Annotated in this window: 10 protein-coding genes and 1 tRNA gene; 7 read left to right on the top strand and 4 right to left on the bottom strand. The window is 41.1% G+C overall.

Translation table 11 applies throughout. The features are described from left to right. Nucleotides 1–43: 43 nt before the first annotated feature. Nucleotides 44–120, bottom strand: a tRNA-Pro gene (locus G5B30_RS14030). Between the two features lie 289 nt (nucleotides 121–409). Here G5B30_RS14030 and rplS point away from each other — a divergent pair. From rplS to yidC, 4 genes are all read left to right on the top strand, one after another. Next, a complete protein-coding gene (gene rplS / locus G5B30_RS14025; RefSeq protein ID WP_165320615.1) occupies nucleotides 410–757 on the top strand; it encodes a 50S ribosomal protein L19 in 348 nt (115 codons plus the stop codon). 108 nt (nucleotides 758–865) lie between these two features. Beyond that, the gene (locus G5B30_RS17590; RefSeq protein ID WP_165320614.1) at nucleotides 866–1990 is read left to right on the top strand and encodes an acyltransferase family protein; all 1125 of its coding nucleotides are present in this window, start codon (nucleotides 866–868) and stop codon (nucleotides 1988–1990) included. A gap of 96 nt (nucleotides 1991–2086) precedes the next feature. Next, nucleotides 2087–3703 carry a CTP synthase gene (locus tag G5B30_RS14015; protein ID WP_165320613.1) on the top strand — a complete coding sequence of 539 codons (1617 nt, stop codon included), beginning with the start codon at nucleotides 2087–2089 and terminating at the stop codon, nucleotides 3701–3703. Between the two features lie 26 nt (nucleotides 3704–3729). Further along, nucleotides 3730–5535, top strand: coding sequence for a membrane protein insertase YidC (yidC, locus tag G5B30_RS14010; RefSeq protein ID WP_165320612.1), 1806 nt, complete (start codon nucleotides 3730–3732; stop codon nucleotides 5533–5535). A gap of 65 nt (nucleotides 5536–5600) precedes the next feature. Here yidC and G5B30_RS14005 read toward each other — a convergent pair whose 3' ends face one another. Then, entirely contained in the window at nucleotides 5601–6950 is a 1350-nt protein-coding gene (locus G5B30_RS14005; protein WP_165320611.1) for an acyl-CoA dehydrogenase family protein, read from the bottom strand. Between the two features lie 206 nt (nucleotides 6951–7156). Here G5B30_RS14005 and G5B30_RS14000 point away from each other — a divergent pair, with 206 nt between their 5' ends. The 3 genes from G5B30_RS14000 to G5B30_RS13990 all read left to right on the top strand — a co-directional run bounded on the left by G5B30_RS14000 (nucleotide 7157) and on the right by G5B30_RS13990 (nucleotide 9493). Next, nucleotides 7157–7369 (top strand): hypothetical protein, encoded by a 213-nt coding sequence (locus tag G5B30_RS14000; RefSeq protein WP_165320610.1) that lies wholly within the window; start codon nucleotides 7157–7159, stop codon nucleotides 7367–7369. A 97-nt stretch (nucleotides 7370–7466) separates the two neighbouring features. Then, nucleotides 7467–8816, top strand: coding sequence for an adenylosuccinate lyase (gene purB, locus G5B30_RS13995; RefSeq protein WP_165320609.1), 1350 nt, complete (start codon nucleotides 7467–7469; stop codon nucleotides 8814–8816). Between the two features lie 122 nt (nucleotides 8817–8938). Then, nucleotides 8939–9493: a NifU family protein gene (locus tag G5B30_RS13990; RefSeq protein WP_165320608.1), complete on the top strand. Its 555-nt coding sequence runs from the start codon at nucleotides 8939–8941 to the stop codon at nucleotides 9491–9493. Between the two features lie 26 nt (nucleotides 9494–9519). Here the strand turns inward: G5B30_RS13990 and G5B30_RS13985 are convergent, their stop codons facing one another. Continuing rightward, the gene (locus tag G5B30_RS13985) at nucleotides 9520–10671 is read right to left on the bottom strand and encodes an ABC transporter permease (RefSeq protein ID WP_165320607.1); all 1152 of its coding nucleotides are present in this window, start codon (nucleotides 10669–10671) and stop codon (nucleotides 9520–9522) included. Between the two features lie 43 nt (nucleotides 10672–10714). Further along, nucleotides 10715–11680, bottom strand: a complete 966-nt coding sequence (locus G5B30_RS13980) for an HlyD family secretion protein (protein WP_165320606.1) — start codon at nucleotides 11678–11680, stop codon at nucleotides 10715–10717. Nucleotide 11681 lies beyond the last annotated feature (1 nt).

Here is an 11681-nt window from a genome sequence, read left to right as displayed (position 1 = left end):
AAGAAAAAAGCCCCCCGTCATGAACAGAGAGCTTCATTTTTGTTGGTCGGGGTGGCAGGATTCGAACCTACGACCTCCACATCCCAAATGTGGCGCGATACCGGGCTACGCTACACCCCGAAAAGGTATCACCTTTATTTTGTGAGGACAAATATACAGCTAAAAAAAAGCTTTGTCAATAAATAATTTTTTAAAAGCTTTAACCCCTTGATTTATTGTTTTATATTTTCATAAAACACATCGTTCCCATATCCTCAGGATAAGCTTTCTGTCCTATTTTATACTTTTGAACTGCATCAAAACATACGAAACCAAGTATTTGAAAAAACATTTTCAGAATTAAAATAAAACCCGTAATATTGCATTCCGATTTTTACAGGATGTAAATCGTTTATAATTACTCAAAATCATGGATTTAGTAAAATTTGTAGAAGAACAAGCGGTCGTAAAAAATGAAATTCCCGCTTTTAAAGCAGGAGATACCATTAGTGTGCATTACAAAATTCGCGAAGGAAACAAAGAGCGTATTCAGGTGTACCAAGGTGCAGTAATCCAATTAAACAGCGAAGGTGCTAATGCGACTTTTACCGTTCGTAAAATCTCTAACGGTATCGGTGTTGAACGTATTTTCCCTGTAAACTCTCCAAACATTGAAAAAATTGTAGTAAACGCACACGGTAAAGTACGCCGTGCTAAGCTTTTCTACTTACGTGGTCTTACCGGTAAGGCAGCGCGCATCAAAACAAAGCGTGTTTAATCTTATCTAAAGATTTAAATAAAAAAGGGTTTTGGCTATATAAAAGTAAGCTAAAAGCCTTTTTTTTATTTTAAATAAAGACTCGCCAAGCATACCCAACCCGGGATTATGTATAACAACCTATCTTTCTTCCCCAATCTAAATGCTCTTCGTTTTTTTGCCGCATTGCTCGTCATATTTCATCATGGAGAAGTTATACGTGCTAAAAATGGGTTTGATGCTTTTGAATCGGCAAGCTTCTTCCTCAACGGCGGAAGTGCAGTTAAGTTTTTTTTTGTGCTCAGTGGCTTTTTAATCACTTACCTTTTATTAAAAGAAAAGAAAAAAACTCGCAACATCGCGATAAAAAACTTTTATATGCGCCGGATTATTCGAATATGGCCGCTATATTTTCTATTGTTTTTTATAGGTACCGTGCTGTTTCCCTCTTTATTTCGTTTGCTACACATTGACTATGCCTTTCCTTACAACCTGAGCCAATCTTGGGTATTTTTCTTACTTTTTATCCCGAGCATTGTAACATTCAGATATGGTTCTCATCTTCTAGAACCACTATGGTCTATTGGCGTCGAAGAATGGTTCTATCTCCTATGGGCTCCCCTATTCAAATGGACTAATAAGCCATTATTCCTTATTTTAACAATATTGCTTACCAAAATCGGATTATTAGTTGCGGTAAATCAGCATATTATACAGAATCCATTAATATGTCATTTCATAACTACATACGCTTTCGAATCCATGGCTTTCGGGGGAATTGGTGCTTATTTCCTCTTTTATACCAAAAGAAATATACAGCAGCTTTACCATAAATACCGAGCCGTTAACATCTTCTTTTTAATACTATTACTTGGATACATTTTTCTCAAATCAAACAGCTTTCTTCTAACGTATTTCCCCTTGTTCGAATCTGCCCTTTTCTATTGGTTTTTTTTGAACATCCTTTTCTTAAACCTGATAGTCTATTGTGCGATAGTCCTCCCCAACACATCTTGGCTCAATAACAAGTGGCTTGACATAGGAGGAAAGATATCTTACGGTATATATATGTACCATATGATTATAATTTTTACTGTTATCTTTTTTCTCAAACCATACCTGCTTACACTTTCCGCTGTCTATAGTTTTTTAGTTTTCTATATTTCCGTTATCTCGGGAACGATATTGGCTGCTTATCTTTCAAAGAAGTTTTTCGAAGATTATTTCATGCAATTCCGAAATAGATTTATGTAAATTCACGAAAGAATCTTATCTTTGTACCCCGTACATATATGTAGACAACGGGAGCAAAAATCCCCCTGTCTCTAGTTAGAAATTCCATTAATTGCTATGACTAAATATATTTTTGTTACGGGCGGCGTAACTTCGTCGTTAGGAAAAGGTATTATTGCAGCATCACTCGCTAAACTTCTTCAGGCTCGTGGCTTCAAAGTTACCATTCAAAAATTCGACCCTTACATCAACATCGACCCCGGCACACTTAATCCTTATGAACATGGTGAATGTTATGTCACCGAGGATGGTGCTGAAACAGACCTGGATCTTGGTCACTACGAACGCTTTTTGAATGTCTCCACATCACAGGCGAACAATGTCACTACGGGCCGTATCTATAAATACGTCATCGAGCAAGAGCGCGCAGGGGCTTACTTAGGGAAGACAGTTCAAGTCATTCCGCATATTACCGATGAGATCAAGCGCAGGATGCAATTGTTGGGACAGTCTGGTGAATATGACATCGTTATCACAGAACTCGGTGGTACTGTCGGCGACATTGAGTCCTTGCCGTTTATAGAGGCTGTCCGCCAGTTACGTTGGGAGTTGGGCAACAACGATTCGTTGGTCATCCACTTGACACTAGTTCCTTATCTAGCTGCAGCCGGTGAATTAAAGACCAAACCTACGCAACACTCTGTAAAAACGTTACTGGAGTATGGTGTACAACCTGATATTCTGGTCTGTCGGACAGAGCATAAACTCAATCAGGAAATCCGAAAGAAGCTGGCTTTATTTTGCAATGTCAACGTCAATGCCGTCGTCGAATCGATCGATGCATCGACTATATATGACGTACCTTTATTGATGCTTAAAGAGCAATTGGACAAAACAGTACTCACCAAGCTTAAACTTTCTACAAAGCATGAACCTGATCTTGAAAATTGGAAAACATTCTTGGGGCGCTTAAAAAACCCGACGACAGAAGTGAATATCGGCTTGGTCGGTAAATATATTGAACTTCCTGATGCGTATAAATCGATATCCGAGGCATTCATTCATGCCGGATCCACCAATGAAACAAAGGTTAAGGTAAAATTCATCGCAGCAGAAAGTATAGATAGCAAGAATGTTGCGGAGAAACTCAGAGGTCTGGATGGGGTATTGGTAGCTCCGGGCTTTGGGGCTCGCGGTCTAGAAGGAAAATTGAGTACGATTAAGTATGTACGTGAAAACAAGATCCCTTTCTTCGGTATCTGTCTGGGTATGCAATGTGCTGTTATTGAATTTGGAAGAAATGTGCTGAATTTAAACGGAGCCAATAGCTATGAGATGGATGCCGACACGCCTTACCCTGTGATCAATTTGATGGAAGAGCAAAAAAATATTACGGATATGGGAGGTACCATGCGCCTTGGGGCTTATGATTGTGATGTGAAGAAAGGCACTAAGGCTTTTGCCATATATGGAAAGGCAAAAATTTCTGAGCGCCACCGTCATCGCTATGAATTCAACAACGCTTATTTGAAGGATTATGAAAAAGCCGGGATGATTGCATCAGGAGTGAATCCTAAAACTGGATTAGTGGAGATCATCGAATTAAAGGATCATCCGTTTTTCATAGCCGGGCAATTTCACCCGGAATTGAAATCGACCGTTGCAAATCCTCACCCACTTTTTGTTAGCTTTGTAGCCGCTGCTTTAACACATAAAAAATCAGCTACTAAATAATTGAATATCGAAACACAACTTTTTAGATGGACAGAAATAATATTATTGGATTAGTACTCATATTTGTAATCTTCGCAGGTTCCTTTTATCTGATGAAACCTACGGATCAAGAAATAAAACAGGAGCAGGCTTTACAGGATTCGTTACGAAATGTCCGGGAAGGAACAGTCGTGTCCAACGCCACCACCAAACCGGTAGACACGGTGACAGCAGCTATAGATTCAGCTGACCTATCCAGTCCTTTTGGCCTGGCAAAACGAGGAGAAGACAACCTCATAACGCTCGAAAATGAGCTTATCAAGGTTCAGCTTACCAACAAGGGGGGAAAGGTAAAAACAGTAGAACTTAAAAACGAAAGCAATTTCGACGGATCTCCACTTTATCTTGTCGAAGGTGATAATAACGGTTTCGGCTTTATGTTTAATACATCAGGCCAGAACATAAACACTAATGATCTATATTTCTCTACTGTCAGCACTACAGAAAATGGAATTACACTTCGTTTAAACTATAATGCTGATCAATACCTGGAGTATAATTATTCATTACAGCCAGATTCGTACAACCTGAAACTAAATGTACAGGCTGTGGGTATCCAGAACTTGATCGATCTCAAGCAAAAAACAATTTTGCTGAACTGGGAATCAACTCTGCTACAGAAAGAACCGAACATCAAGTCTGAACGTGAAAAATCGACGATCTTCTATAGAGATAATGAAGGTGAAGTAGACCATTTGTCCGAAACGAGCGACGATCAGGAAAAAATTGAGAAAACCAAAGTGGAATGGATTGCTTTTAAGCAACATTTCTTCTCTTCGATCTTATCTTCAAAGCAACCTTTTGAAAATGCAGACTTTTCGGTAGCGCTACAGACAGCGGAAGGAAAAGTTAAACATTACAAATCTACTGTAGAATTGGCTTTTAACACCCAATCGAATAATCAGTATGACTTTAATTTTTTCTATGGCCCTAATCAGTACAAGATCCTAAAAGCAGAAGGCAAGGACTATCAGGAAATCATTAACATGGGTTGGGGTCCGATACGTTGGGTCAATCAATTCATTACTGTACCGTTGTTTAATTTCTTAGATGGCTTCCATATGAGTTACGGTATCGTCATTCTTATCTTGACTTTACTGTTAAAAGGAGCGATGTTCCCATTGACACGTAAATCTTATCTGTCTATGGCAAAAATGCGCGTACTGAAGCCACAGCTGGACGAAATTAAGGAAAAAGTCGGCAGTGACAACCCGATGCTTTTGCAACAGGAGCAAATGAAGTTGTATAAACAAGTCGGTGTAAACCCGCTCGGAGGCTGTCTCCCTATGCTCTTGCAGATGCCTTTTACACTAGCTTTCTTCTTTTTCTTCCCTAATTTATTTGAATTGCGGGGAGAAAGCTTCTTATGGATGAAGGATTTGTCGACGTACGATGCGCCTATTACATTTGCACCGATATTGGGGGTAAATCACATCTCGTTAATGTGTATTCTGATGACACTGACGACCTTATTGACGACCTGGTACAACAATGCTATATCCGGCGCAGCTGCAAATAACCAAATGAAATATATCGGTTATATCATGCCATTGATGTTCTTCTTTATGTTGAACAGCTTCCCTTCGGGATTAAACTACTATTATTTCCTGGGTGCCGTGTTTACATTCCTGACTCAGGTCATCATTCGCCAGGCTATCGATGATGATAAAATTTTGGCTAAACTGGAGGAAAATAAAAAGAACCCCAAAGCGCAGAAAAAATCATCATTCGGATCACGCATGGAAGAACTCATGCGCCAACAACAGGCTGCTCAGAAAAACAAAAAGAAATAAGCGTTTTAGGAATAAAAAAGGAGCGACATTAGCCTTCGCTCCTTTTTTATTCCTTAATTCTCGATTTACACAAATGCACTATGCCCTGTGATACTACGGCCCACAATTAAAGAGTTTATCTCCTTCGTTCCTTCATAGGAATAAATAGCTTCTGCATCTGCCAGGAAACGGGCTACATTATACTCGAGCAATATACCATTCCCACCCATAACTTCCCTTGCGCGCGATACGATATCCCGCGTCCGCAGCGTGCAAAAAACCTTAGCCAATGAGGCATGTTCATCTTTCAGCTTATCTTCATCCTGCAATTCCGACAGTCGAAACACCAACGTTTGCATGGCAGTCAGATTGGATAACATTTCCACCAGATGGTTTTGAATCAGCTGAAAAGACGCTATAGGCTTACCGAACTGTTCGCGCTGTAATGTATACTCCAGTGCATTTTCATAGGCTCCACGCGCACAGCCTACAGCCATCCAAGCCACCCCTGCTCTCGTCATCCTTAATACCTCTACCGTATCCTTAAATGTATTGGCGTAAGGCAGGCGGTCTGTCTCTGGCACCAGACAATCAGTCAGCGTAATCAAACCATTCTGCACAATGCGTAGCGCCATTTTATCTTTTATCTTCTCGACAGAAAAACCTGGGTTTTCCTTGCGAACGATAAATCCTTTTACCTGATTATCATCCAGATCCCGGGCCCAGATAATTGTAATATCCGAAAAAGTCGAGTTTCCGATCCATTTTTTCTGACCATTCAGAATCCAGCCTGCATCCGTATGCTTGCAGGTTGTCGTAAGACCTCCCGCTGTACCGGAGCCCACCAAAGGTTCTGTTAAACCAAAAGCCCCTATTTTCTCGAGACGTTGCATAGGTGGAAGCCATTCCTGTTTTTGGGCCTCCGAACCACATCGGTATATCGACCCCATAGCTAACCCACTTTGTACACCCAGAAATGTGGCTATAGAGGGATCTATCCGTCCGAACTCACTGGCAATTATTCCGTCCATCAACGACGTTCCTCCCGCGCATCCATAGCCCTCAAAGACATAACCACATACATTCAGTTCGGCCAGCTTCGGAATAAGCTCAAAAGGAAATTCGTCTCGCAACCAATATTTATTCACAATAGGTTTTACTTCTTTCTCGAGGAAATCACGAATTTTCAATTGTAAAGCACGGTCTTCGGGAGACAACTTCGCTTCGACCTCGTAAAAATCAGCGTTGATCGGAGGCGGTACTCTCTTTTTCTTACTTCCTGTCAACATCTTCATCGCCATCTGAAGTTGCCTTTCATCCATTTTAGATACCGCACCTAATACCTCACCCAGGTCAACTTTTTTTGATATTTTTTCAACCTGCTCGAAATCAATAGATTTCATCAGAGTCATTATACTTTTTAGCTTCTTGAACATATTAAAATCCTTATAGTTTTGACAACATTTTTAATCTCGTTTAGTTTTTATTGTTGGATATCAATAAAAATACAGAATTATTCTCTTGATTTTCAATACGATATTTTAATTTTTAAAAATATACCTTTTTCAGGGTTACCTTTTGAGAATAGCTGTATTAAGAAGTGTAAAACAAATTTGTTTCAATTAAATAGAAAATTAAGAAAATGAAAAATTTATTCGCATTCGGGTTTTTAGCATTCGCTTTAACAGCTGTATCATGTGGTGGTAACCAAACTAAAACTGAAGAAGCTGCAGATTCTTTAACAGAAGTTGTAGATTCTACTGCTGAAGCTTTGGTTGATTCAATCAACAATGTTGCTGATTCAGCTACAACAGCTATCGATAACGCTGCTGACTCTGCTCAGAACGTACAATAATCCGATTAAGGGTTTAAAATACGCGAAAGCCTGTGTTTTGGAAACACAGGCTTTTTTTTTGGAATGAAATTTTCTAAGTTTGAACAAAATTTTTAACATGACTTTATCAGCTTTAACAGCCGTCAGCCCAATCGACGGTAGATACCACACAACGACAAAAGAGCTTTCCGCGTACTTTTCAGAATTTGCTTTAATCAAGCACCGGGTGCTTGTCGAAGTAGAATATTTTATTGCCCTGGCTGACACAAAAATTCCGCAGTTGGCGGGCTATGATAGTAAGTTGTCTGAACAACTGAGATCGATATATAGAGATTTTTCGATAGAAGATGCATATTGGATTAAAGACACGGAAAAAATCACCAATCACGATGTCAAAGCTGTCGAATATTTTCTGAAAGACAAGTTCCATAAACTTGGTTTACAAAACCACTTAGAATTTATTCACTTTGGATTAACCTCGCAGGATATCAACAATACGGCCATTCCCTATTGCTGGCGAGAGGCTCTTCAGAACACTTATTTACCCCTATTGGCCGAAATGACCAACGAGTTGGATGTACTTGCCACGGAATGGAAGGATATCGCTATGCTAGCCAGAACGCACGGGCAGCCGGCATCTCCGACACGGTTAGGTAAAGAAATGAAAGTTTTTACCGAGCGTATTTCTAAACAACTGGAATTATTGGGACAAATACCGCATTCTGCAAAATTTGGAGGTGCTACGGGTAACTTCAATGCACATCATATTGCCTATCCTGACCAAGATTGGGTTGCTTTCGGAAACAATTTTGTCAACAATATACTAGGTTTACACCGGGCACAAACGACTACGCAGATTGAGCATTATGACAATTTTGCAGCGAGCTGCGACGCGATCAAACGTATCAATAATATCCTGATCGATTTGTGCCGAGATATCTGGACCTATATATCTATGGATTATTTTAAGCAAAAGATTACAGCAGGCCAGGTCGGATCATCAGCCATGCCACACAAAGTAAACCCCATAGATTTCGAAAATGCAGAAGGGAATTTTGGCTTAGCAAATGCTATTTTTGAACATTTGGCCGCGAAACTGCCTATTTCAAGATTGCAGCGCGATCTTACCGATTCAACAGTATTACGCAACATCGGTGTTCCGCTCGCACACACGATTATAGGCATAAAGTCTACTTTAAGGGGGATCCGGAAGCTGATACTTAACGAATCAGCACTCCGAAATGACCTGGAAAACAACTGGGCTGTAGTTGCTGAAGCTATTCAGACCATATTGCGAAGAGAAGGATATCCTAAACCTTATGAGGCGCTGAAAGATCTGACCAGAACCAACACACAGGTCACGCAAGAAACTATTGCTATGTTCGTAGATGGCCTGGCCATTCCGGACGCTGTCAAAAACGAAATAAAAGCCATTACACCCTGGAATTACACAGGAGTAACCTGGTAAGCTTTGACGTATAGATGACGAGAGCTAAAAAACAATTGACGTATATTTGTAAGCAGGAGGTTTTAGGCGTAAGCCGTAGGCAAATGTCTAAATACTAAACACTAAGAGTCTAAACACTAAAAATGGCAACTATAAACGTATATACCGAAGCTACACCAAATCCGGCGACCAGAAAGTTTTTGGTCAATAAACTCTTAATCAATGGAAGTGTAGACTATCCCGATAGAGAGGCGGCGGAGTCCTCGGCCTTTGCAAAAGAACTGTTTAAATTCAATTTTGTAAATGGCGTTTTTTTTGCCAGCAACTTTGTAACCGTCACCAAGGCAGATAATGTAGATTGGGAAGATATTGAAGCGATTTTAAAAGAGTTCGTTAAAGGAGCCGTCGAATCGGAACTGCAGATAAAGGAAGTGGTCGCAGACGAGTCGGCACACTTTGATGGTACGGAAACAGAAGTAAAAATACAACAAGTATTGCACGACTATGTTCGTCCCGCGGTAGAACAAGATGGAGGTGCTATAACGTACAAATCATTCGATCAAGGAGTCGTAACGGTACAGTTGAAAGGTTCATGCAGCGGTTGTCCTTCTTCGATGATTACCCTAAAGGCCGGTATCGAAGGTTTACTAAAACGTATGGTTCCCGAGGTAGAGGAAGTTGTAGCCGAATCCTTATAGCGCCGGCCTCAGGGCAAGGACCAATATCAGGCCCTTACCCTTTTAATCTTAATCTGAAGCAGAATAACCGAAGCCACAAAAGTTATGGCAGCAATGATGGCTAGCCCCCATATAGACCCTCGCACATATTCAGGCGTTCCGCTTTCTATAATCATCGTCCGAAAGATCTGTAAATAATGCGTTAATGGGATCATATCCGCTATATAGACGACCCATCTCGGCATTTGGCTCAAAGGCCACGTAAATCCACTCAGAATAAACGAAGGTGTCGCAATTACCATCAAAATTTCTGTTGCCTTAAGCTGGCTGGGAATTGCAATACTAACCAAAATACCGATAAAGCACACCGCCAGCAGAAACAACACTGAGACACCCCAAAAGGCAATATCTCCCACATGCAGTGGCATCCTATAATAGAGCGAATAACCATAATACAACGCATAGATGCCGATGGACATCAACAGGTAGGGCATGACCTTGACCAGAATCAAAACAAATACATTGGAGGACTTGTCTACCAATTCTTTAAACGTTCCTTTTTCGAACTCTGATGCAAAACTCAACGCCAAGCCCAACATCATGACCTGTTGCAGCACTGTAAGCAATACACCAGGCAACATGAAATACAGATAGTTTCCGCTACGGATATGCTGTCTGATAATGGTCGTCTTAAAAGGTTCGTACTGCTGTGAAGCTACGTAGGCCGGTACTCCCCTTTTCTCCTGAGCCTTGATCTGAATCCCTGCTTTCAATGTTCCGGCACATACATTGACCGCCATCATGGCATAGTTAGAAGTCAGTGTGTTGGAAGCATTGACAAATAAGGTCAACTCCGTACTCCGGTTGTAATTGACATCCGATGCAAAGCCACGGGGTATATGTACGACGACCGTTGCTTCTCTTTTCATCGCCGTTTCATTGGCTTTAAAAGCGTCCGGTAATACATCCGAAACGTAGATGACCTCGCTTTCGTTGAACATATCAATCAGCTGACGGCTCAACGGGCTACGATCTTCATCGACCACAACGATAGGTAAATGTGTGACCTTACCCTGCTTATATACATTACCCACCAATACGCCGTACATAATCGGTGCACCCAAGAATAAGATAAGCAAAACTTTATTCTGATAGAATAACGTAAACTCACGTTTGATCAAATTCCAAAAATTTTTCATTAGCATATTTTTTCAATGGCCATTCATAGAGGCTTCAGACCTGTTACTGTCTGTCGCTGATAACGAAAGTTGCTTTGGTCAACAGCTCTTTGCTCTCGTCCCTACGAACCGGTTTCAAACGAACCTCAAATAACGTTTCCTGCTGCTCAAAGTCAGGATACGCCGTACTGATATTCGCATACGAGCTCAGCGGTTTGATAGTCTCAACCACAGCGGCTATCTTCTTATTGTCCAGATAAGGGATCGTCACGTCTTTTTGTGTTCCTTTCGCAAAATCCTTAACCTTACTTTCCGGTACTGTCACGCGAAAATAGGTACCCTCTTCTATATATCCGGACACCAAGCTATAACCTGCCAAAGCCAATTCGCCTACTTTCAAGTTGATGGTTTCGACAGTCATATCTTGCGGAGCGATCACAAAACGTTCCTTAGCCGCCACATTGACTTCAGAAACTGCCCCCATAGCACGCTCCTTTTGCCCCAAAGCCATTTTTTGTTGTTCCACACGTGCACCATGTCTCACATCGACCAACTCGGCCTGCGCAGCAAGGTATTGGTTTTTTGCACCTTGGTATTTGGCATATACCTCATCGTATTTCTGTTGGGAGACCAACGAATCCGCCAATAGGTTGCGCATACGATCCAATGATTTTTGGGCAAAATCGTATTGCTCTTTCAGTCCATCGACCTTGGCATTCAATTGTACCAATTGGCCATCTGTCGCCCCTTTCAAGGCCATCTCATATTGTGCCTGTGCGGCTTCCAACGCCCCTTGAGCCTGAAGGGATTTTGCATCGACCTCGGGCAATTCCAAAATCAGCAGCGTATCTCCTTTTTGAACAAATTGTCCTTCTTCGACCATTATCCGATGTACCTTGCCCGGGATCTTGGTGGTGACCGACAGTTGATCACGCTCAATCTTTCCTTCAAAAGATTTGGGATTTGCTGTGCGGTTTGAACAGCTCTGGAACAAAAATAATGTACCTAAAATATATAGTGCTCTTTTCATG

Origin of the sequence: Sphingobacterium sp. SGG-5 (assembly GCF_011043525.1) — a bacterium.
Taxonomy (GTDB): Bacteria; Bacteroidota; Bacteroidia; order Sphingobacteriales; family Sphingobacteriaceae; genus Sphingobacterium.
This window is presented reverse-complemented; position numbering and strand designations above follow the sequence as displayed.